Source organism: Bradyrhizobium sp. sBnM-33 (assembly GCF_032917945.1).
Classification (GTDB): domain Bacteria; phylum Pseudomonadota; class Alphaproteobacteria; order Rhizobiales; family Xanthobacteraceae; genus Bradyrhizobium.
On sequence record NZ_CP136624.1, the window covers coordinates 890,949 to 913,422 of the forward strand.

General features: G+C 62.1%; 16 protein-coding genes and 1 pseudogene. 5 read left to right on the top strand and 12 right to left on the bottom strand.

Going from position 1 to position 22,474, the window contains the following annotated elements; all coding sequences use genetic code 11:
- Positions 1 to 283 precede the first annotated feature (283 nt).
- The 3 genes from RX328_RS04200 to RX328_RS04210 are packed head-to-tail and all read right to left on the bottom strand — an operon-like array spanning position 284 to position 3,827.
- A complete protein-coding gene (locus RX328_RS04200; RefSeq protein WP_213248609.1) occupies positions 284 to 1,015 on the bottom strand; it encodes an ABC transporter ATP-binding protein in 732 nt (243 codons plus the stop codon).
- On the bottom strand, positions 1,012 to 2,781 hold the full coding sequence (locus RX328_RS04205; protein WP_213248607.1) for an ABC transporter permease subunit: 1,770 nt from the start codon (positions 2,779 to 2,781) through the stop codon (positions 1,012 to 1,014). The genes RX328_RS04200 and RX328_RS04205 overlap by 4 nt, the downstream gene beginning before the upstream one ends.
- A gap of 5 nt (positions 2,782 to 2,786) precedes the next feature.
- Complete coding sequence (locus RX328_RS04210; protein WP_213248605.1) at positions 2,787 to 3,827, bottom strand: branched-chain amino acid ABC transporter permease; 1,041 nt, start codon at positions 3,825 to 3,827, stop codon at positions 2,787 to 2,789.
- A 172-nt stretch (positions 3,828 to 3,999) separates the two neighbouring features.
- On the opposite strand from RX328_RS04210, the gene RX328_RS04215 reads away from it, so the two are divergent.
- Positions 4,000 to 4,518, top strand: a complete 519-nt coding sequence (locus RX328_RS04215) for a MarR family winged helix-turn-helix transcriptional regulator (RefSeq protein WP_213248603.1) — start codon at positions 4,000 to 4,002, stop codon at positions 4,516 to 4,518.
- Between the two features lie 130 nt (positions 4,519 to 4,648).
- On the opposite strand, the gene RX328_RS04220 is transcribed toward RX328_RS04215, so the two are convergent.
- The 9 genes and pseudogenes from RX328_RS04220 to RX328_RS04260 form a co-directional block, all read right to left on the bottom strand.
- Positions 4,649 to 6,793 carry an EAL domain-containing protein gene (locus RX328_RS04220; protein ID WP_213248601.1) on the bottom strand — a complete coding sequence of 715 codons (2,145 nt, stop codon included), beginning with the start codon at positions 6,791 to 6,793 and terminating at the stop codon, positions 4,649 to 4,651.
- A gap of 177 nt (positions 6,794 to 6,970) precedes the next feature.
- Positions 6,971 to 8,260 (bottom strand): glycerate kinase, encoded by a 1,290-nt coding sequence (locus RX328_RS04225; protein WP_213248599.1) that lies wholly within the window; start codon positions 8,258 to 8,260, stop codon positions 6,971 to 6,973.
- 130 nt (positions 8,261 to 8,390) lie between these two features.
- Positions 8,391 to 9,617 (bottom strand): ABC transporter substrate-binding protein, encoded by a 1,227-nt coding sequence (locus RX328_RS04230; RefSeq protein WP_213248597.1) that lies wholly within the window; start codon positions 9,615 to 9,617, stop codon positions 8,391 to 8,393.
- 160 nt (positions 9,618 to 9,777) lie between these two features.
- Positions 9,778 to 11,007, bottom strand: coding sequence for an ABC transporter substrate-binding protein (locus tag RX328_RS04235; RefSeq protein WP_213248595.1), 1,230 nt, complete (start codon positions 11,005 to 11,007; stop codon positions 9,778 to 9,780).
- Positions 11,008 to 11,241: 234 nt separating this feature from the next.
- Positions 11,242 to 12,255 (bottom strand): branched-chain amino acid ABC transporter permease, encoded by a 1,014-nt coding sequence (locus tag RX328_RS04240; RefSeq protein WP_213248593.1) that lies wholly within the window; start codon positions 12,253 to 12,255, stop codon positions 11,242 to 11,244.
- Between the two features lie 2 nt (positions 12,256 to 12,257).
- On the bottom strand, positions 12,258 to 13,136 hold the full coding sequence (locus RX328_RS04245; RefSeq protein ID WP_213248591.1) for a branched-chain amino acid ABC transporter permease: 879 nt from the start codon (positions 13,134 to 13,136) through the stop codon (positions 12,258 to 12,260).
- Between the two features lie 11 nt (positions 13,137 to 13,147).
- Complete coding sequence (locus RX328_RS04250) at positions 13,148 to 13,861, bottom strand: ABC transporter ATP-binding protein (protein ID WP_213248588.1); 714 nt, start codon at positions 13,859 to 13,861, stop codon at positions 13,148 to 13,150.
- A complete protein-coding gene (locus RX328_RS04255) occupies positions 13,858 to 14,655 on the bottom strand; it encodes an ABC transporter ATP-binding protein (protein WP_213248586.1) in 798 nt (265 codons plus the stop codon). The genes RX328_RS04250 and RX328_RS04255 overlap by 4 nt, the downstream gene beginning before the upstream one ends.
- Before the next feature lie 69 nt (positions 14,656 to 14,724).
- Positions 14,725 to 15,587: pseudogene (locus tag RX328_RS04260) on the bottom strand (IclR family transcriptional regulator).
- 168 nt (positions 15,588 to 15,755) lie between these two features.
- On the opposite strand from RX328_RS04260, the gene RX328_RS04265 reads away from it, so the two are divergent.
- The 4 genes from RX328_RS04265 to pimD all read left to right on the top strand — a co-directional run bounded on the left by RX328_RS04265 (position 15,756) and on the right by pimD (position 22,344).
- Positions 15,756 to 17,852, top strand: coding sequence for a 3-hydroxyacyl-CoA dehydrogenase NAD-binding domain-containing protein (locus tag RX328_RS04265; RefSeq protein WP_213248582.1), 2,097 nt, complete (start codon positions 15,756 to 15,758; stop codon positions 17,850 to 17,852).
- A 193-nt stretch (positions 17,853 to 18,045) separates the two neighbouring features.
- On the top strand, positions 18,046 to 19,719 hold the full coding sequence (gene pimA, locus RX328_RS04270; protein WP_213248580.1) for a dicarboxylate--CoA ligase PimA: 1,674 nt from the start codon (positions 18,046 to 18,048) through the stop codon (positions 19,717 to 19,719).
- 36 nt (positions 19,720 to 19,755) lie between these two features.
- On the top strand, positions 19,756 to 20,946 hold the full coding sequence (gene pimC / locus RX328_RS04275) for a pimeloyl-CoA dehydrogenase large subunit (RefSeq protein WP_213248578.1): 1,191 nt from the start codon (positions 19,756 to 19,758) through the stop codon (positions 20,944 to 20,946).
- 258 nt (positions 20,947 to 21,204) lie between these two features.
- Positions 21,205 to 22,344: a pimeloyl-CoA dehydrogenase small subunit gene (gene pimD, locus RX328_RS04280; RefSeq protein WP_213248576.1), complete on the top strand. Its 1,140-nt coding sequence runs from the start codon at positions 21,205 to 21,207 to the stop codon at positions 22,342 to 22,344.
- Positions 22,345 to 22,474 lie beyond the last annotated feature (130 nt).

Consider the following 22,474-nt stretch of genomic DNA (forward strand, 5'->3'; position numbering starts at 1 on the left):
CTGCAATTGACCAAGACGTCCTCCAGCTGCGTGGCTGAGAAACCCGTAAAGGACTTGAGATGCGAGAACGCGGCGGCAGAGACCGTCATCGTCTCGCTGCCGGGCGGCAGTCGAAGGATCCGGTCGAACAGATACGAAAGGTCTGTGACAGAAACAGGCTGCCATACCTTTGCTAATGGCCCTTCGCGTCATTCACGGCGGCGCAGCAATTCAGTCGCTCTTGGAGCGAAGCGAACATTCAGCGAGTTGCAATTACCGAACCGAATTTATGAGTACGTGCCGCCTATATCCCGCTTGCCCCCTCATGCTGGAAGCCGAGATAGCTCGCCGCGACGCGCTGGTTGCTGGCGATATCCTTCGCCGATCCTGACAGGATGAATTCGCCGAGTTCCATGACGTAGGCGCGGTCGGCGATTTTGAGCGCCGCTTGCGCATTCTGTTCGACCAGCAGCACCGACACGCCGGCGGCACGCAATTCGCCGATGGTGCGGAAAATGTCGGCCACGATGATCGGCGCGAGACCAAGGCTCGGTTCGTCCAGCATCAACAGTTTTGGCGCGCCCATCAGGGCGCGACCCATCGCCAGCATCTGCTGCTCGCCGCCGGAGAGCGTGCCCGCCAATTGCTTGCGCCGCTCCTTGAGCCGTGGAAACAGCGCATAGACGCGCTCGAATGATCTTGCTGCCGTCGCCTTCGGAATCCGGAAGGCGCCGAGCTGCAGATTGTCCTCGACGTTCATAGTGCCGAACAATTCGCGGTGCTCCGGCACGAGACAGAGGCCCGCCGCGACGCGATCCTCGATGTCGAGCGGGGTCATATCGGTGCCGGCGAAGGCGGTGGCGCCCTTGAGCGGCAGAACGCCCATGATGGCATTCAGCAGCGTGGTCTTGCCGGCGCCGTTGGCGCCGATGATGGTGACGATCTCATCGTCGGCGACGTCGAGCGAAACCGAGCGTACAGCTTCGACCTTGCCGTAGGAAACATGGGCGTCGGAGACCGATAACAGCGCACTCATGCGGTAGCTCCGAGATAGGCCTTGATCACATCGGGATTGGTTTTGATCGCAGCCGGCGTGCCCTCGGCGATCTTGGTGCCGAAATCCAGCACGACGACGCGGTCGGCGAGATCCATCACAAAGCCCATGTCGTGCTCGACCAGCAGCACCGACATGCCGCCGTCGCGCAATTGACGGAGCAGCGCAGCGAGCCGCTGCTTTTCCATGTGGCGCAGTCCCGCGGCCGGCTCGTCGAGCAGCAGCAGCAATGGATCGACGCACAGCGCGCGTGCAATCTCGACAATGCGCTGCTGGCCGAGCGACAGGCTTCCTGCCAACTGGTCGATCTGGTCGCCAAGACCGACGCGTTCGATCTGGCGCGCGGCTTCCGCCAGCAATTTCGCCTCGTCGGTCCGGTCGAGCCGGAACATGCTGGAGATCGCGCCCGCAGACCCTCGCAGATACGCGCCGATCGCGACGTTCTCCAGCACGGTCATGTCAGGCACCAGCTTGACGTGCTGGAAGGTACGCGCGACGCCGAGTTTTACCACCTCCTGCGGCGGAGCGTTGTCGACCTTGTGACCGAGCACCGAGATGGTGCCGCCGGTCGTCGTCAGCACGCCCGTGATCAGGTTGAAGGTCGTGCTCTTGCCGGCGCCGTTGGGGCCGATCAGGGCGACGATCTCACGGGAGCGGACGTCGAAGGAAACATCGTTGACGGCGATCACGCCGCCGAACTGCTTGCGCGCCTTCTCGATCTGCAGCAGCACGGCGGACGAAGCCTGTGCGCGCACCGGCGTGGCAAGCGGAAGCGACGTATCTGGCATCCTGCGATTCGACTTGATCGGCAGTCGCGACATCAGCCAGGGCCAGACGCCGGTCGGCGCCAGTTGCAGCAGAACGACCAGCAGGATGCCGAACACAATGGTCTCGAGTTGGCTCTGGCCGCCGAAGATATAGGGCAGATAGCTCTGCAGGATCTCCTTCAGGATCACGACGATGCCGGCGCCGAGCACCGCGCCCCAGACATAGCCGGCGCCGCCGACCACGGCGATGAACAGATACTCGATGCCGGCATGCGCGCCGAACGGGGTCGGGTTGGCCGCGCGCTGGAAATGCGCATAGAGCCAGCCCGAGAGGCCGGCGAGAACCGCCGCATAAACGAATACCAGCAGCTTGGCGCGCGGTGTCTGCACGCCGAACGCTTCGCCGGCGATGTGCCCGCGCCGCAGCGCGCGGATCGCGCGACCGGTGCGGGAGTCCAGGAGGTTCATGGTCAGCAATGCCGAGACCAGCACCGCAATCCAGATCACGAAATAGATTGTGCCGGGCTCGAGCATCCGGAAGGTGCCGATCGAGAGCGGCGGGATGCCGGAGATGCCGTCATTGCGGCCGAGGAATTCCAGTTTGCTGAACAGGTAAAACAGGCCGATGCCCCACGCGATGGTGCCGAGCGGCAGATAATGGCCGGACAACCGCACCGTGACGATACCGAGCAGGACGGCGGCGATGCCGCTGACCACGAGCGAGAGCGGCAGCGTCAGCCATGGCGAGACGCCATAGGCCGTGGTCAATACCGCCGTGGTATAGGCGCCGAAGCCACAGAAGGCTGCCTGGCCGAACGAGGTGAGGCCGCCGACGCCGGTCAAGATCACGAGGCCCATCGCCACCAGTGCGGCGAGGCCGATATTGTTGAGCAGCACGATCCAGAATGGCGGGACGCCCGGAATGAACGGGATCGCTGCCATTACGAGCGCGAAGACGATGAGAGGGGTGCGCTGGTTCATCGCCGTCAATCCTTCTCTTCCTCGACCGCGGGCGCTGCGAGCGAACGCAGCACCAGCACAGGAAGGATCAGCGTAAAGACGATGACCTCCTTGTAATTGCTGGCGTAGAACGAGGAGAACGCCTCGACGCTGCCGACCAGCAAGGCTGCGACGGCGGTTAGCGGATAGCTGACGAGTCCACCGATGATCGCGGCGATGAAGCCTTTCAGGCCGATTAGGAAGCCGGTATCGTAATAGAGCGTGGTGATCGGCACGATCAGGATCCCGGAAATCGCGCCGATCAGGGATGCCAGCAGGAAAGCAATCTGCCCCGACAGCGTGGTGCGGATGCCGACGAGGCGGGCGCCGAGGCGGTTGACGGCGGTAGCGCGCAACGCTTTGCCCATCAGCGTGAAGCCGAAGAACAGCCACAGCGCGACGATGAAGGCGACCGTCAGCCCGTAGACCGCAAGGCTCTGGCCGGTGAAGCGCAGCGGGCCGATCGTCAGTGCGGTATTCGACAGGGCGGGTCCGCGCAGGCCTTCGGCGCCGAAGAACACGAGACCCAGGCCCTGCAGCGCGAGATGACAGCCGACGGAGGCGATCAGCAACACCAGCACCGAGGTATGGGCGATCGGTTGAAACGCGATGCGGTAGAGGAACAGCCCGATCGCCGCGACGATCAAAAGCGACAGCGCGATGTTGACTGCGATCGGGGTCTTCGGACCGGCAAGGCCGTAGGTCAGAGCCAGGATCGCAGCCGGGAGGACGATGTTGAGGGCAAAGGCCCGCGCGACCCGCTTGGGCCGTAGCGACCGCCGCGCGCCAAACAGGTCGAGGGCGAACGCGACCACGCCCATCGCCATTGCCAGCTTTGCGGTGCCCGGCACCTGACCAGTTGCCAGCATGGCGTAGCTCAGCGCGCCGAAGGTCACGAACTCGCCCTGCGGAATCAGGATGACGCGGGTGACGGCAAACACCAGCACCAGCGCCAACCCGAGCAGCGCATAGATCGCGCCATTGGTGATGCCGTCCTGCAGCAGGAACAGCATGATCGTCGTATTCAAGACTGGCGCTCCCCCTAAAAGCGTCGCCGGTCCTGACCTCGCACGGTCCGCCGGCTGTCCCATATCTCGGCAGTTGAAAGGCGCCGATATTTGATATATCAGATAACAATTATTAAATATAACATCAAGGCCCGGTCACCAGCCGAGCCTTTTCGGGGGCGAGCCTCACGCCATGACAGTTTCCAAGGCAGCGACCGATGTCGTCAAGTCGCCGCGCAGCAACGGCAAGGAAATCGCCGATGGCGCCGCGGAGAGTGCCGGGCTGCAACTGGGCGAGCTGGCCGACCTGCTTGGCTATTCGCTCAAACGCGCGCAGCTCAAGATATTCGAGGATTTCCTGCGCTGTGTCGCGCCGCTGCAACTGACGCCGGCGCAATTCTCGGTGCTATTGTTGCTCGATCGCAATCCCGGACGCAACCAGACCGAAATCGCCAACACGCTCGGCATCCTCAGGCCGAATTTCGTCTCGATGCTGGATGCGCTGGAGAGCCGCGGCCTCTGCGCCCGGATGCGCTCGACCAACGACCGTCGCTCGCACATCCTGGTTCTGACCGACAAGGGCAGGGCGGTGCTGACGCGCGCCAAGAAGCTGGTCGCGACTAAGCACGAGGCGCGCCTCAACGAGCTGCTGGGTCCCGCCAACCGCGTCGCACTGCTTGAAATGCTGTCAAAGATCGCGGCGGAGTTTTGAGTAGTTAGCGGTCATTCCGGGATGGCCGAAGGACCAGACCTCAGATGCGCAACTGCGCATCGGGGAATCTCGAGCTTCTCCGATGTGCAATCGCACATCGTAGTTCGCTTCGCGCCCCGGAATGACGAGCTCACGCCGCGACGATGCGGCCTTGAGCCCCGCGCCCGCGTCCCGACAGGAATTGCCGCTCGATCTCAAACGCGGGAAGCGGCTTGCTGAACAGGAAGCCCTGCATTTCCGTGCATCCTTCGGATGCGATGCTGTGGAGCTGCTCCGCCGTTTCCACGCCCTCGGCGGTCGCCGTCATGCCCATTCCATTGGCGAGCGCGGCAACCGCGCGCACGATGTTGAGCGAGCTAGAATTCTCGGTGATGTTCTTGACGAACGAGCGATCGATCTTGATCTTGTCGAACGGAAAGCTCTGCAGATAAGTCAGCGACGAATATCCGGTGCCGAAATCGTCCATCGCGATCCGGATTCCGAGCGCCCGCAACTGATGCAGCACTGCAAGCGTCGCTTCCTTGTTGTGCAACAGCACTGTCTCGGTGATTTCGATCTCGAGCCGCGTCGGCGCGAGACCGGAAGCGGCAAGCGCGCCGACGATCACCTGCATCAGGCCGGGACTGCGAAACTGGATCGCTGAAATATTGACGGCGACGTGAAGGTTGTCCGGCCATTGCGCGGCGGTGGCACAAGCCTGCCTGATGACCCACTCGCCCATCGGCACGATGAAGCCGATCTCTTCGGCCAGCGGGATGAAGGCGGCCGGCGAGATCATTCCCTTGGTCGGATGATTCCAGCGTATCAGCGCCTCGAACCCGCTGATTTCCTTGCTCGCCAGGTTGACGACCGGCTGGTAGTGCAGCTCGAACTCGCCCGCCGGCAGCGCCTTGCGCAGATCCTGCTCCATGATGCGGCGGGTCTGCATCTGCAGGTCCATCGCCGGCTCGAAGAAGCGGAACGTGCTGCGGCCGTCGCTCTTGGCGCGGTAGAGCGCGAGGTCGGCGTTGCGCAGCAGTTTGTCGGGGTTCGATCCGTCGCCGGGACCGACCGAAATGCCGATACTGACGCCGATCACGGCCTGCTGGCCGTCGATTTCATAGGGCTCGCTCAACGCATCAATGACGCCCTGCGCCAGCGAAGTGGCATCGGCAGGGTCGGAGATCGTGGCCTGCACGATGACGAATTCATCACCGCCCATCCGTGCGATCGTGTCGGAATCGCCGACGAGCCGGCGCAACCGTTCGGCGACGCTCCTGAGCAATTTGTCGCCGCAGGGGTGGCCGAACGTATCGTTTACGGCCTTGAATTGATCGAGATCGAGGTGGTGGACGGCCACCATTTCCCCGCCCGAAACCCTGCCCAGCGCATATTCGAGCCGGTTGTTCAACAGCACCCGGTTGGCAAGATCGGTCAGCGCATCGTGATGCGCCATGTATTCGATCTTGACCTCGGACTGGCGCTGCTCGGTGATATCCTCATGCGTCGCGACCCAGCCGCCGCCGGGCATCGGGCGGTGGCGGATCTTGAAGGTGCGCCCGTTCTTCAACTCGACGATGCTGTCTTTCGCTTCATTGGAAACCGCCACGTTGGTGCGCCATTGCAGATATTCGTCCCGCGTCATGGCGGGGAAGCTGCCGGCTTCGAAGCGCAGGTCGACGATCTCGACCAGCGACATGCCGGGGCTGACGCGCTCGGGCGCGATGTCGTACATCTCCACGAAGCGATCGTTGCAGACGATCAGGCGGTGGTCGGAATCGAAGAAGCAAAGCCCCTGCGACATGTTGTTGATCGCGGTGTCGAACTGGAAGTTCCTGATGCGCAGGGCTTCTTCCTGCTCCTTGCCCAGCTCGTATTGCTTCTTCAGCCGAGCATTGAGCTCTTCGCGCTCCGTGATGTCCTCATGCGTCGCCATCCCGCCGCCGCCGGGCATTGGGTAGACGGTGTAGGCGACGATCCGGCCGTCGGTGAACTCCTGCACCGTGGTGTCGAGTGCGATGTCGCGACCGACGCGCTCACGGATATAATCATCGACCGCGACCTGCACCTTCAGGCCGAGATTCAGCCGGTGCCGGATCAGTTCATGAGTCGGTGTTCCCGGCTTCACCTGTTCAGGCGAGAGGCCGTACATTTCCCTGTAGCGGCGGTTGCAGAAAACGACCTCGCGCTTCTCGTCGAAGACGACGATACCGAGCGACAAATGGTTGATCGCCTCCTCGAGGCGCGCACTCAAATGCGCTGACCGCAGCGCGGTTGTCGAGATGTGATCCGTCATAGAGCGTTCCCCAGCCGCCACTAGCGGCTCTCCTCCTCCAGGAGAACGGCCATTAGATGCCAAGCTGGTGAATCGCAGCTTCGAGATAGGCAAACAGCGCGCGGGTTCCTCGCAAACTGCTCAACAAAGCGTTAACGCCGTCAAGGCGCATGCGACGTTCCGGAACTGCCCGGAGATCTACGCCGGGTCCACCAAAATCACCCTGACGTCGTTGACGTTGGTGAGCGTCGGGCCGGTCAGCAGGAGATCGCCGGTCGCCGAAAAGAACGCGGTCGCATCGTTGTTGGCGAGATAGGCCGCAGGATCGAGGTCGAGCGACTTCATCTTCGCAAACGTCGCCTGATCGATCAAAGCGCCAGCCGGGTCGGTGGCGCTGCCGGCGCCGCCATCGGCGCCATCGGTGTCTGCGGCCAGTGCCACAATGCCGGACGTATCCTTCAGAAGATCCGCCAACGCCAGCGCATATTCCTGGTTGGGACCGCCGCGGCCATTGCCACGCACCGTCACCGTGAGCTCGCCGCCCGACAGGATCGCGGTTCGTTTGCCCTCGCTTTGTGCTTTCAGCGCCAGTCGCGCATGATCGGCCGCCACCTCGCGCGCCTCGCCTTCGAGATCCGCGCCGAGGCCGATGACCTCATAGCCTGCGTCCTTCGCGACCTTGATGGCCGCGTCGAGCGAAGCCTTGGGCTTTGCAATCATCTCGAATCGCGCGCGGGCAAAGGCGGGATCGCTGGGCTTGCAGCTCTCGTTCTTGGGATCTTCGAGTGCGCGCCTGACGGCATCGTCGACTGTGAGATTATACTTTGCGACCAGGGCGCGGGCGTCCGCCAGCGTGGAGGAATCCGGTACTGTCGGTCCCGATGCAATCGCGGACGGATCGTCGTGCGGTACATCGGAGATCGCAAGCGTCACGATCTCGGCGGCACGCTGCCCGGCGCGGGCCAACCGGCCGCCCTTGATCCGCGACAGATGCTTGCGCACGATATTCATCTCGCCGATCGGCGCGCCCGAACGCAACAGCGCGCGGTTTACCTGCTGCTTCTGTGCGAACGAAACGCCATCTGCGGGTGCGATCCAGTTTGCCGAGCCGCCGCCGGACAACAGCACCAGCAAAAGATCGTCCGCAGTCGCCTCCGCGGCGAGACGCAACGTCTCGTCGGCGGCTTTCAGCCCGGCTTCGTCGGGCACGGGATGGCCGGCTTCGACAACCCTGATCCGCCGCGTTGGCACGCCGTGGCCGTGGCGCGTGGTGGCAAGGCCGGTCAGTCGCGACGGATCAAGCCCCAGCGTGTCGAGGTAGTGCCGTTCGGCCGCAGCCGCCATCGCCGCCGCGCCCTTGCCCGCGGCGAGGCAGATCACCTTGCCCCTAGGCGCGGGACGCAGATGCGCCGAGAGCACCACGTCGGGATGCGCGGCCGCAACGGCCGCATCAAAGATCGCACGCAACAGGGAACGTCGGTCGGTCATGATCTGCAACGGGGCTGCTAACGGGACGGGAGGTCTGGTTATCCATCCAATCGCTGCAAAAGAAAACCCCCGCGGGCGCGCCGCGAGGGTTCTTCCGGCCGGCCAATGGGCCGATCAGTATTCGGAATGACTAGCCGCCGGCGTCACCGGACAGGATTTCACCGAAGCGTTCCCAGGTCTCGCCCTTGAACTTGATCAGTTGCACCGACGAGATCGGGGCAAAGTCGGTCGGTGACGTGTTGACCTTGATGCCCGGCAGCAGACCTCCGAGTTCGAGGTCCTTGATGCTGGCGGCCTGCTTCATGACGTTCTCGCGCGTGAGATTGTCGCCGCAGGCCTTGAGCACATGCACGAGACCCTGCGCCACCGTGTAGCCGAACATCACTGATGCGTCGGCGCGGTTGGCTTCCGGATAATACTTGTCCAGGAACTCGTTCCAGGCCTTCATGCCTGGATCATCCTTCCACTGTGCATCCGTCGGATCCTTCAGGTATTGCGAGGAGATAATGTCCTGCGCGTTCTCCATGCCGGCCGGCTTGATGACGCTGCCGATCGAGGCCGAGACGTTGTTGAGGAAGTGCAGCGGCTTCCAGCCGATCTCGGCGTTCTTCTTGATCGCCTGCGCCGCGAATTTCGGCGTGGTGATGTTGATAAACACGTCGGCGCCGGACGCCTTCAGCTTGACGATATGGGAGTCGATGGTCGGCTCGGAGACCTCGTAGCTTTCCTCCAGCACGATCATCGACGCGGCCTTGGCGCCGAGCCCGTCCTTGAAGCCCTTCAGGTAGTCCTTACCGTAGTCGTCGTTCTGATAGAGAATGCCGATCTTCGCGTTCGGCTTCTCCTTCAGAATGTATTTCGCATAGATCTGCGTTTCGCTCTGGTAGTTCGGCTGCCAACCCATGGTCCAAGGGAAATTCTTCGGATCGTTCCACTTGGTGGCGCCGGTGGCGACGAACAGTTGCGGCACCTTCTTGCTGTTCAGGTATTTCTGGATCGCCGTGTTCGGCGGAGTGCCGAGCGGGTTGAAGACGAGGAGCACTTCATCGCTCTCCACCAGCTTGCGCGCCTGCTCCACCGTCTTCGGCGGGCTGTAGGCATCGTCATAGCTGATAAAGTTGATCTTGCGCCCGTTAATGCCGCCTTCGGCGTTGATCTTCCTGAAATAGGCTTCCTCAGTCTTGCCGATTACGCCATAGGCGGAAGCCGGTCCGCTGTAAGGCATGATGTTGCCGATCTTGATTTCGGTGTCGCTCGCGCCGGGATCGTATTTCTTCTGTGCGAGAACGCCGCTCGACGATGCGGCGAGTAGTCCAAGCGCGGCCGAAACAACCGCAAGTTTTTTCATTGTGGACATTTCTGTCTCTCCCTTTTCATTTCTTAATGTAACTGTCGGTCCCCTTGACGAGGCTCTTTTGACAGCGTCGTGATTAGCATCTTGCCGAAAGCCTCACAAACAAAAAGCCCCTGCGGCAAAAGCCGCAGGGGCTGCATCTCCAGCAGAGCTCGCAGTCGGGTTAGCCGCCGACGTCACCCGAGAGAATTTCGCCGAAGCGTTCCCAGTTCTCGCCCTTGAACCTTATCAGTTGCAATTGCGAGAGCGGAGCAAAGTCGGTTGGCGACGTATTGACCTTGATCCCAGGTAGCAGGCCGCTGAGTTCGAGGTCCTTGATGTTGGCCGCCTGCTTCATGACGTTTGCGCGGGTCAGGTCGTCGCCGCAGGCCTTTAGCACGTGCACCAAACCTTGAGACACGATATAGGCGTACATCACCGATGCATCGGCCCGGTTGGCTTCCGGATAATACTTATCCAGGAACTCGTTCCATGCCTTCATCGCGGCATCGTTCTTCCATTGCGCGTCGGTTGGATCCTTGAAGTATTGCGACGAGATGATGTCCTGTCCATTCTCGAATCCGGCCGGCTTCATCACGCTGCCGATCGAGGCCGAGACGTTGTTGAGGAAATGCAGCGGCTTCCAGCCGATCTCGGAGTTCTTCTTGATCGCCTGCGCCGCAAACTTCGGCGTGGTGATGTTGAAGAAGACGTCGGCGCCTGACGACTTCAGCTTGACGATGTGGGAGTCGATCGTCGGTTGGGAGACTTCGTAGCTCTCCTCCAGGACGATCATTGATGCGGCCTTGGCGCCAAGTCCGTCCTTGAAGCCTTTCAGATAGTCCTTACCGTAATCATCGTTCTGATAGAGGATACCGATCTTGGCGTTCGGATGGTTCTTCAGGATGTACTTGGCATAGATCTGCGACTCGCTCTGGTAGTTGGGCTGCCAGCCCATCGTCCAGGGGAATTCCTTGGGGTCGTTCCACTTGGTGGCGCCGGTGGCGACGAACAGTTGCGGCACTTTCTTGCTGTTCAGGTACTTCTGGATCGCGGTGTTCGGCGGGGTGCCGAGCGGGTTAAAGATCAGCAGCACTTCATCGCTCTCCACCAGCTTGCGGGCCTGCTCCACCGTCTTCGGCGGGCTGTAGGCATCGTCATAGCTGATGAAGTTGATCTTGCGGCCGTTGATGCCGCCCTCGGCGTTGATCTTCCTGAAATAGGCCTCTTCGGTTTTTCCGATCACGCCGTAGGCGGAGGCCGGCCCACTGTAGGGCATGATGTTGCCGATCTTGATTTCGGTATCGGTGGCGCCGGTGTCGTATTTCTTTTGTGCCAATGCGCCGCTGCTGGTCGCGGCAAGCAATGCGAGGGCAGCCGCAAAGGCTCCCAGTCGCAAGTTGATAACGGACATTTTTTGATCTCCCTAGGATCGGTGACTGTGTCATTGTTTTTGATTGGAGCGCTTGGCGGCTCTTGGCTGTATTGAATACCTTTCGGCTGCGTCCAGCAACAAAAAGCCCCCGCGACGGCGTCGCGGAGGGCGATATTTAGTCGGATGCTCCGGGAAACTACCGCCCCGCGGAATATTGGTTAACGGCCGGGTCCGCCGCTGATGACGTACCCGAACAGATCCCGCGGCGTGAAGTTACCTCTTCAGTTTACCTATCATCTGCTGCGCAACGATCGCGACCTGCCTTGCGCCGTGCGGCACGAGGAAGATGACGATAAACAACAGCACGCCGAACACCGCCCCGGAGAGGCCCTTCGAGATATGTTCGGCGATATTCGGCACGAAGATGATGAAGGCGGCGCCCACGATCGATCCCGGCAGCCAGCCGACGCCACCGACGACCATGCCGAGGAACAGCGAGATCGCGAGCGTGATGGTGTAGCTGTCGGGCGCCACGAACTGCACCGCGATAGCGCCGAGCCCGCCGGCAACGCCGGTGATGCCGGCCGAGACGCCGAACGCCAGCGTCTTGTAGAGGGCGACGTCGACGCCCATCGCGGAGGCCGCGATCTCGTTATCGCGGATCGCCATGAAGGCGCGGCCGGAGCGCGAGCGCAAAAGATTGACCGAGGCGATATAGATCCCGATGGTGATCACCAGCGTAAAGTAATACAGCCACATGTCCTGCGACATCGGCAGGCCGAACGGCGCATCGGGCTTGGTCACGACCAGTCCCTGCACGCCGCCGGTCCAGTGCTCGAAGAAACCGAGCTTCAAGAGTTGCGGCATGGCGACCGCAAGCGCGAAGGTCGCCAGCGCGAGGTAAATGCCACTCAACCGCAGCGCCGGCTGGCCGAACACGAATCCGAAGGCGAAGCAGATGAGGCCCGCGATCGGCAGCGTCAGCGCATAGTTCATGCCGCCATGTTCGATCAGGATCGCCGACGTATAGGCGCCGACCGCGTAGAACGCGCTCTGGCCGAGTGAGAACTGGCCGCTTCCGCCGGTCAGGATGTTCAGGGCGAGAACCGCAAGTCCGTAGATCAGGAGCATCGTCATCTGGAAGATGATGAAGTTCTTGACGAACAGCGGTCCGACGATCAGCGCGGCGAGCACCACGAGCGAGGTGCCCAGGCCGAGCGTCATGGCTCGCTTCGGAACGGCTTCGACGGCCGGTGCTTCAGTGACGACTTCCTCAGCAGCGCTCATGATCAAACTCGCTTCACGATGGGCCGGCCCAACAGCCCAGCCGGTTTGACGACCAATACGGTGATGATCAGCGCAAGCGCGATCGGTAGCTTCAACTCGTTACCGACGCCGGGAATGTAGGTCCCGGCGAGATTTTCAAAGATGCCGACCAGGAATCCGCCGACCACGGCGCCGAGCGGGCTGGTCAGGCCGCCGAGGACGGCCGCGGCAAATCCGTAGATCAGCACGCCGCCCATCATGTTCGGCTCCAGGAACACGACCGGTGCAATCAGGATGCCGGCGATCGCGCCGATCGCCGACGCCATGCCCCAGCCCAGCGCGATCATCCACGACGTGTTGATGCCGACCAGGCGCGCCGATTCAGGCAGCGAAGCGGCCGCGCGCATCGCAAGGCCGATCCGGGTAAACTGAAAGAAGAAATAAAGTGCGAGCAGCAGCAGCAAGGTGACGCCGATCATGCCGGCCTGGTGGGTCGAGATGAGCTGGCTGCCGAGGAAGGGCGAGGATCCGAACGGTGTCGGATACTGCTTGATCGTGAAGTCCCAGATCAGCCCGGCACAACTGTTGACGATCGCAAACAGGGCGATGAAGCCGGCGACGTTGGTCAGGACCGGCGCCTTGGCGAGCGGCTTGAACAGCAGCCGCTCGATGACGATGCCGCCGGCAAAAGAGATGACCAGCGTGATCAGAAACGCCCACCAGTAGGGTATGCCCCACTGCATTAGCTGCCAGGAAATGAAGGTCGAGAACATCGCCATTTCGCCCTGAGCGAAATTCAGATGGTCGATCGCCTGGTAAATCATCACGACGGCGAGCGCCATACAGGCATAGATCGCGCCCGTGGCGATGCCGGCCAGGACTTGGTTGGTAAATAGCTCCATGGCCGCGCTCCTCAGTAGCCGAGATAGGATTTACGGACGTCTTCGTTGGTCGCGATATCCTTGGCGTCGCCCGACATCACGATCCGTCCGGTTTCGATGACGTACGCCTGGTCGGCGAGTTCCAGCGCCAGCTGCGCGTTCTGCTCGACCACTAGGATGGTGACCTTATCCTCGCGGTTGATCTTGCCGAGAATCTTGAACAGGTCGCGCACGATCAAGGGGGCAAGACCGAACGACGGCTCGTCCAACAGCATCAGCCGCGGACGCAGCATCAGCGCCCGCGCGACCGCGAGCATTTGCTGCTCGCCGCCGGATAGCGTTCCGGCCTGTTGGGTATGCCGTTCCTTCAGCACCGGGAAATGGTCGTACATGCGCTCGATGTCGGAACCGATGTTCTTCCTGTCGTTGCGGGTGATAGCCCCAAGCTGCAGGTTTTCCTCCACTGTCATGGTGGTGAAGGTGCCGCGGCCCTGCGGCACATGGGCGATGCCAAGGCGAACGACGTTTTCGGTCGATTGGCCGGAAAGCGGTTTGCCCTCGAACTCGATCGCGCCGGTGGAGCGCACCATGCTGCAGATCGCGCGCAAGGTGGTGGTCTTGCCGGCGCCGTTGGCGCCGAGCAGCGTGGTCAGGCTGCCCTCGTTGAGCGAAAAGCTCAGGCCATGAAGCGCCTGGACCTGGCCGTAATAGGCGCGCAGATCCTTGACGTTAAGCATCGCGGTCATTGGTCTTTGCTCCCCAGATAGGCTTTGATGACATCCGGGTCGGCCTGGACCTGGGCCGGTGTTCCCTCGGCGAGCTTGCGGCCGAAGTTGAGTGCGACGACGTGGTCGGCGATCGACATCACCAGACCCATGTGATGTTCGACCAGCAGCACCGTCATGTGGCGCTCGTCGCGAATGCGCTTGATCAGATCGCCAAGCACGTGGACTTCTTCGTGATTGAGACCGCCAGCAGGTTCATCGAGCAGCAGGATCTTGGGATCGGCAGCCAGTGCGCGCGCCAGCTCGACTCGTTTTTGGGTACCGAACGGCAGGCCCGACACGATGGTGTGAGCGACGTCATCGAGGCCGAGATAGCTGACGATCTCGTGGACGTGCCTGTTGAGCTCGGCCTCGCCACGGCGCACCCAGCCCAGTCGCAAGGAGTCGCTGATGATGTCGCTGTTGGAACGGGAATGGGTCCCGACGCGAACGTTGTCGAGCACCGAAAGATTGGGAAACAGCGCGACGTTCTGGAAGGTGCGCCCGATGCCGATCTCGGCGATCCGGTGCGGCGGGCGCGCCAGGATACTGACACCTTCCATCAGGATGTCGCCGGAGGATGGCTGATAGAGTCTGGAGAGGCAATTGAACAGCGTCGTCTTGCCGGCGCCGTTTGGCCCGATCAGACCGAGGATTGCGCCCTTATGCATGTCAAAGGACACACCGTTGAGCGCGATGATGCCGCCGAACACGACGCTGACGTCGCGGACCGCGAGCAGGGGAGCATTGCCCTGCGCGAGCTGTGCCTGCGTCATCGCGTCCCGCTCGCCGTGATCACGGAGCGGGAATGACCGCGCAAATGTTTTTGCCGGTCATGGTGAAAGCTATCTGATCCCCTCGGCCAAACGTGCAACTTTTCCTCCTGATTTCAACTTCTTGTTCTCTGATTTTTTGATTGCGGTGCTGCGCCGCCCAGCGCTGCTTCGATGTTCCTTACCATCGTGACAAGACGAGGTCCAATGTCGTTGATCAAACGATCTTCCGTGAAGCGGAAAGCGGGCGCGCCGCAATTGAATGCGTATGGTCCGGTTCCGTCGCTGAGCTTCAGCGGCACACCTACGGCGTGCACATCGTCCTGCCATTCGCCGGCAGAGATAGTGAATCCGTGGCGCGCGAGCATTTCGCCCGCACGCTCGATGCCGTCACGCATTTTGGGCCAGCGATTGCCGTAGTGGTCGCGTAGTTCGCGCAATAGTGAGGCGCGTTCGTCGTCGGGCAGGGCCCAGATGTAGGCTCGCCCCATCGCGGTAGTCGCGATCGGAACGCGTGAGCCGACGTCAAGTTGCACACCGAGCAGCCCGGTGCGGCTCTGGCCGAAATAGATCATGCTGTGACGGTCGCGTCCGCCGACCGCTACGGCGCCGCCGGTCTCTCGCATCAGCGCTTCGCGATAAGGCTCGGACAAATGCCGAACGCCGAGATTGGCAAGGGCGGCATACCCCAGCGCCATGGCTGATGGCGCGAGCTGATACTTTTCGAAACGCGGAACGGGTGTAAGATAGCCGAGTTTGGTCAGGGTGTAGGTCAGCCGGGAAATGGTTGGCTTCGGCAGTTTGGTACGGGCGGCAAGTTCTTGATTGCCAAGAAGCCCGTCATTGGGTTGGAATGCGCGCAACACATCAAGTCCGCGCGAGAGCGCGACGACGAAGCTGCGATCACTCGCCACTTTCTTCCCTGGACGCTTCATTCCCTGCCGCTGCTGATGAGCTCGTTGACAAGGGACGTGCTTCAAAATAACCCTCGCTGTCAAGGTGTGGAATTAAATTTCGCAGTGCGAAATTGCCAAAAAGACGACCGTAGCCACTCAACGCAAGTCGAGCGGCAATCCAAGAACAAACGATCCAGGGAGAGTCCCGTGAACGAAGTCGTAAAACTCGAGCGTCATGACGTTATCGCCATCGTCACGGTCAACAGTCCTCCCGTTAACGCGCTGAGCGCCGCGGTGCGCGGCGGTATCTTCGAATGCATGAAGAGCGCGATCGCGGATTCGGAAGTGAAGGCGATCGTGCTGACCTGCGCAGGCCGTACCTTCATCGCCGGCGCCGACATCACTGAATTCGGCAAGCCGCCGAAGCCTCCGGGCCTCGCCGAGGTGCTTGATCTCATGGAGAACTCGCCGAAGCCGATCGTTGCCGCCATTCACGGCACGGCGCTCGGCGGCGGTCTCGAAGTCGCGCTGGCATGCCACTATCGCGTCGCGGTCAAAGAAGCGAAGCTCGGCCTGCCCGAGGTGAAGCTCGGCCTGCTGCCGGGCGCCGGCGGTACCCAGCGGCTGCCGCGCGCGGTCGGGCCCGAGCTCGCGGTCAAGATGATCGTCAGCGGCGATCCGATCGGCGCGGCGGAAGCGCTCAAGAACGGCCTGATCGAGGAAATCGTCGAGGGGCCGGCGTCGGGCGGTGAAGCTTTCGCGCGCAAGGTGCTGGCGGAGAAGCGTCCGCTGCGCAAGCTGCGCGACGATGACAGCAAGCTCGCTGCCGCCAAGGCCGACATCTCGATCTTTACCAATGCAGTCGCGGCATTGACCAAGAAGGCGCGCGGGCTGGAAGCGCCGTTCGCCGCGGCCGATGCGGTGCGCGCCGCGATCGAACTGCCGTTCGATGAGGGATTGAAGAAGGAGCGTGAAGGTTTCCTCAGACTGGTCTCCAGCGACCAGTCCAAGGCGCAGCGTTATGCCTTCTTCGCCGAGCGCGAAGCCGCCAAGATCGCCGGCGTGCCCGAAGGGACCAAGCCGCGCCCGGTCGAGCGCGTCGCCATTATCGGCGCCGGCACTATGGGCGGCGGCATCGCCATGTCCTTTGCCAATGCCGGTATCCCGGTGACGCTGATCGAGACCGGCGAAGAGCAGCTCAAGCGCGGCATGGGCGTGATGCAGAAGAATTACGAGGCGACCGCGGCGCGCGGCGGCATCCCGGCGGATGCCCCCGCCAAGCGCATGGGCCTGATCGACGGCAAGGTCGGTCTCGAGCACGTCAAGGACGCTGACCTTGTGATCGAAGCTGTGTTCGAGACCATGGCGGTCAAGAAGGAAGTGTTCGAGGCGCTCGACAAATACGCCAAGCCCGGCGCGGTGCTGGCTTCCAACACTTCGTATCTCAACATCGACGAGATCGCGAAAGTCACAAAGCGTCCGCAGGACGTACTCGGCATGCACTTCTTCTCGCCGGCCAACGTGATGAAGTTGTGCGAGATCGTGCGTGCCGACAAGACCGCGTCGGATGCACTGACGACCGCGGTGTCGATCGCGCGCAAGATTGCAAAAGTGCCGGCGGTAGTCGGCGTCTGCGACGGCTTTGTCGGCAATCGCATGCTGGCCCAGCGCGGCAAGCAGTCGGAAAAGCTGTTGTTCGAAGGCGCGTTGCCGCAGCAGGTCGACGCTGTGGTGACGAAGTTCGGCATGCCGATGGGCCCGTTCGCGATGAGCGATCTCGCCGGTCTCGATATCGGCTGGCGTTCGCGCAAGGACCGCGGCATCAAGTCGGAAATCGCCGACGCGCTGTGCGAGGCCGGCCGCTTCGGCCAGAAGACCGGCAAGGGCTACTACAAGTATGAAGGCGGCTCGCGCGCGCCGCTGCCGGATCCGGAAGTCGAGAAGCTGATTGACGAGACGCTGCAGCGGATGGGCCGCAAGAAGCGCGTCGTCAGCGACGATGAGATCTTGGAGCGTATGATGTACCCGATGATTAACGAGGGTGCGCGCATCCTCGAAGAGGGCATCGCGGCCCGGCCGAGCGACATCGACGTGATCTGGCTCTATGGCTATGGCTGGCCGATCTATCACGGCGGCCCGATGTATTATGCCGACCAGGTCGGGCTGAAGCACATCGCGGACCGGCTGTCGTACTATGCGAAGGAGACCAATGATCCCTCGCTCGAACCAGCGCCGCTGCTCAAGCGCCTCGCCGCCGAAGGCAAGACGTTTGCGTCGCTGGCCCAGCAGTCGAAGGCGGCTTGATGCTGATTGTGGGCACAGTCTCTCCGTTCCCTCCCCCCTTGCGGGGGAGGGTCAGGGAGAGGGGTGGCCGCATCGGGACTGCCCGTGTGGACCCCCTTCCCCAACCTCGAGAGCGGGCTTCGCTCGCCTCGGACCCCGCAAGGGGGAAGGGAGCCCGCGCAGTTGTGCTCACCTCACGGTCGTCAAAGTGCTTATGACCCATCCCGGCGAGCAGTTCTTTCCGCAAGGCGTCCGCTGGGACGAGCCGATCGCGTGCGGCACGCTGCCGGACCTGTTGTCGGACGCGGCCGCCGAATTCGCCGCACGGCCGGCCATCGAATTCCGCGACCGGCCAATCAGCTACAGCGAACTCGAAGCGTTGGTGGAGACCGCCGCCAGCGCCTTCCTCCGAGCGGGCTACGGCAAGAACAGTTCGGTCGCGCTGTTCCTCGGCAATTCGCCCGATCACCCCGTCAATTTCTTCGGCGCGCTGAAGGCCGGCGCACGTGTCGTGCATCTGTCGCCGCTCGACGGCGAGATCGCGCTGTCGCACAAGCTTACCGACTCGGGCGCGCGGGTGCTGGTCACCAGCAATCTATCGGCGCTGTTGCCGACCGCGCTGAAATTTCTCGACAAGGGACTGCTCGATCGCCTGATCGTTTGCGAGGACGATCATTGGGGCAAGGTCGGGACCCCCCAGACGGCGCTCCCGGCTAATCCGAAGATCGTCACCTACCAGCAATTCACCGGCGGTGCGGCAAAGCCGGCGCAATGGCCCGCGATCTCGGCCGACGACGTCGCGCTGCTGCAATATACCGGCGGCACCACCGGCCTGCCGAAGGGCGCGATGCTCAGCCACGGCAATCTGACTTCGGCGGTATCGATCTACGATGTCTGGGGCAGGCCGGCGCGCGCCGAGCGCAATGCGATCGAGCGCGTGATCTGCGTGCTGCCGCTGTTCCATATCTATGCGCTGACGGTGGTGCTGCTGTCGTCGATCCGGCGCGGTAATCTGATCTCACTGCATCAGCGTTTCGACGTCGAGGCCGTGATGCGCGATATTGAGGTCAAGCGTGCTACCGTTTTTCCCGGCGTGCCGACGATGTGGATCGCGATCGCAGCTCTGCCGGACCTCGACAAGCGCGATCTGTCCTCGCTGGTCAGCGTTGGCTCGGGCGGCGCACCGCTGCCGGTTGAAGTCGCACGGATCCTGGAGCGCAGGGTCGGCATGAAGCTGAAGAGCGGTTGGGGCATGACCGAGACCTGCTCGCCCGGCACCGCACATCCGAAGGAGGGGCCGGACAAGCCCGGCTCGATCGGCCTGATGCTGCCCGGCATCGAGATGGACGTGGTGTCGCTGGAAGACCCGACCAAACTGATGCCGGTGGGCGAAACCGGCGAAATCCGCATCCGCGGCCCGAACGTCACCAAGGGCTACTGGAACCGGCCGAAGGAAACCGCGGAAGCCTTTGTCGGCGACCGCTTCCTCACCGGCGATATCGGATACATGGACGCCGACGGCTATTTCTACCTGGTCGACCGCAAGAAGGACATGATCATCTCCGGCGGCTTCAACGTCTATCCGCAGATGATCGAGCAGGCGATCTATACGCATCCTGCCGTGCAGGAAGTGATCGTGATCGGCATTCCCGATGATTACCGCGGCGAGGCGGCAAAGGCGTTTATCAAGCTGCGCGCGGATGCAGAGCCGTTCACGCTGGATGAACTGCGCGCCTTCCTTACCGGCAAGCTCGGCAAGCACGAGCTGCCCGCGGCGGTCGATTTCGTCAGCGAACTGCCGCGCACGCCGGTCGGAAAATTGTCGCGCCACGAACTGCGCATGCAGCAACAGCCTTCGAAAACCGCCAAAAGTAAGAACGTCGCTTAGCCGGAATGTAATTCATTCGCTCACAAGGAGGATCCGATGGATCTCGCTTTCAGCAAGGAAGAAATCGCGTTTCGTGAAGAAGTGAGAGCCTTCTTTCGCGACAACGTACCGCCGGAAACGCGGCGCAAGATGGTCGAGGGCCGTCATCTCTCCAAGGACGAGATGATCGCCTGGTGGCGCATCCTGAACAAGAAGGGCTGGGGCGTCTCGCACTGGCCCAAGGAATATGGCGGCACCGGCTGGAGCTCGGTGCAGCAGTACATTTTCAACGAAGAGCTGCAGATGCATCCGGCGCCGGCGCCGCTCGCCTTCGGCGTTAGCATGGTCGGACCGGTCATCTACACCTTCGGCAACGAGAAGCAGAAGCAGTACTATCTGCCGCGCATCGCCAATGTCGACGACTGGTGGTGCCAGGGCTTCTCGGAGCCGGGCTCGGGATCGGACCTCGCCTCGCTGAAGACCAAGGCCGAGCGCAAGGGCGACAAGTACATCATCAACGGCCAGAAGACCTGGACCACGCTGGCCCAGTACGCTGACATGATCTTCTGCCTGTGCCGCACCGACACGACGGCAAAGAAGCAGATGGGCATCTCCTTCATCGTGTTCAGCATGAAGTCGAAGGGCGTCACCGTGCGCCCGATCGAGACCATCGACGGCGGCCACGAGGTCAATGAAGTGTTCTTCGACGACGTCGAGGTGCCGGTCGAGAACCTGATCGGCGAGGAGAACAAGGGCTGGGATTACGCAAAATTCCTGCTTGGCAACGAGCGCACCGGCATCGCCCGCGTCGGCGTCTCCAAGGAGCGGCTGCGCCGCATCAAGGAACTCGCTGCCAAGGTCGAGTCGAACGGCAAGCCGGTGCTGGAAGACCAGGGTTTCCGCGAGAAGCTGGCGGCCTGCGAGATCGAGCTGAAGGCGCTCGAGCTGACGCAGCTCCGCGTCGTCGCCGACGAGGGCAAGCACGGCAAGGGCAAGCCCAATCCGGCGTCTTCGGTCCTGAAGATCAAGGGCTCGGAAATCCAGCAGACCACCACTGAACTGCTGATGGAAGTGATCGGCCCGTTCGCAGCTCCCTACGACGAGCACGGCGACGACGCCTCCAACGAAACCATGGATTGGACCGCCCAAATCGCGCCGAGCTACTTCAACAACCGCAAGGTCTCGATCTACGGCGGCTCCAACGAGATCCAGCGCAACATCATCACCAAGGCGGTGCTGGGGCTGTAGCCCCGCCACAATAACACCTGTCGTCCCCCGCGAAAGCGGGAGACCCAGTACGCCGCGGCGATCGTGATTACGGCAGCGCCTGCGATTACTGGATCCCCGCTTTCGCGGGGATGACGATTGAGAGTTCGTAGGATGGGTGGAGCGAAGCGATACCCATCACAACAAAAGACCGAACAGTACGATGGGTTTCGCTTCGCTCTACCCATCCTACGGGTTCGATTTCCATGCCTCAGGCATGATTTGAGAGAGCAAAAGAACATGGATTTTGATTTGTCCGAGGAGCAGCGCCTTCTCAAGGAAAGCATCGACGGTCTGCTGACCGATTCCTACGATTTCGATGCGCGCAAGAAGTACCAGAAGGAGAAGGGCGGCTGGAGCAAGGCCGTCTGGGGCAAGCTCGCCGAACAGGGTCTGCTCGGCTTGCCGTTCGCGGAAGCCGATGGCGGCTTTGGCGCGGGTGCGGTCGAAACCATGATCGTGATGGAAGCGCTCGGCAAGGCGCTGGTACTGGAGCCGTATCTCGCCACGGTCGTGATAGGCGGCGGCTTCCTGCGCCATGGCGGCTCGGCCGAGCAGAAGGCCGCGCACATCCCCGGCATCATCGGCGGCAGCAAGACTTTTGCCTTCGCCCAGCTCGAGAAGAACTCGCGTTACGACCTCGCCGATGTCTCCACTACGGCCAAGAAGAAGGGCGACGGTTGGGTCATCGACGGCGAAAAATTCGTCGTGCTCAACGGCGAGAATGCCGACACGCTGATCGTGACCGCGCGTACCAAGGGCAGCCGGCGCGACAAGACGGGTATCGGCGTGTTCCTCGTGCCGGCAGATGCCAAGGGCGTCACCCGCAAGGGCTATCCGACCCAGGACGGGCTGCATGCCGCCGATATCACCTTCACCGGCGTTGAGGTTGGCGCTGACGCCGCGATAGGCGATCCAGAGAATGGATTACCGCTGATCGAGCGCGTGGTCGATGAGGCCCGCACCGCAATGTGCGCGGAAGCCGTCGGCGCGATGGATGAATCGCTGAAGACAACCGTCGAGTATCTCAAAACGCGAAAGCAGTTCGGTGTTCCGATCGGCAGCTTCCAGACCCTGCAACATCGCGCCGCCGACATGTTCGTCGTCCTCGAACAGGCCCGCAGCATGTCGATGTTTGCGACGATGGCGGCCGATTTCGAAGACGCCAAGGAGCGCGCGACGGCGGTGGCCGCTGCCAAGGTGCAGATCGGCAAGTCCGGAAAATTCATCGGCCAGCAGTCGATCCAGCTCCACGGCGGCATCGGCATGACCCAGGAAGCCAAGATCGGCCACTACTTCAAGCGGCTGACCATGATCGAGAACACCTTTGGCGATACTGACTACCACCTCCGCCGCGTCGCGGAAGGCGGGCTGGTGTAAGCCACATGTCATTGCGGGGCACTGATGTTGCCCCGTCATTGCGAGCGTAGCGAAGCAATCCATAGTGCCGCAAGGTCGGGCATGGATTGCTTCGTCGCTTCGCTCCTCGCAATGACGAGGAGAGAGCGAA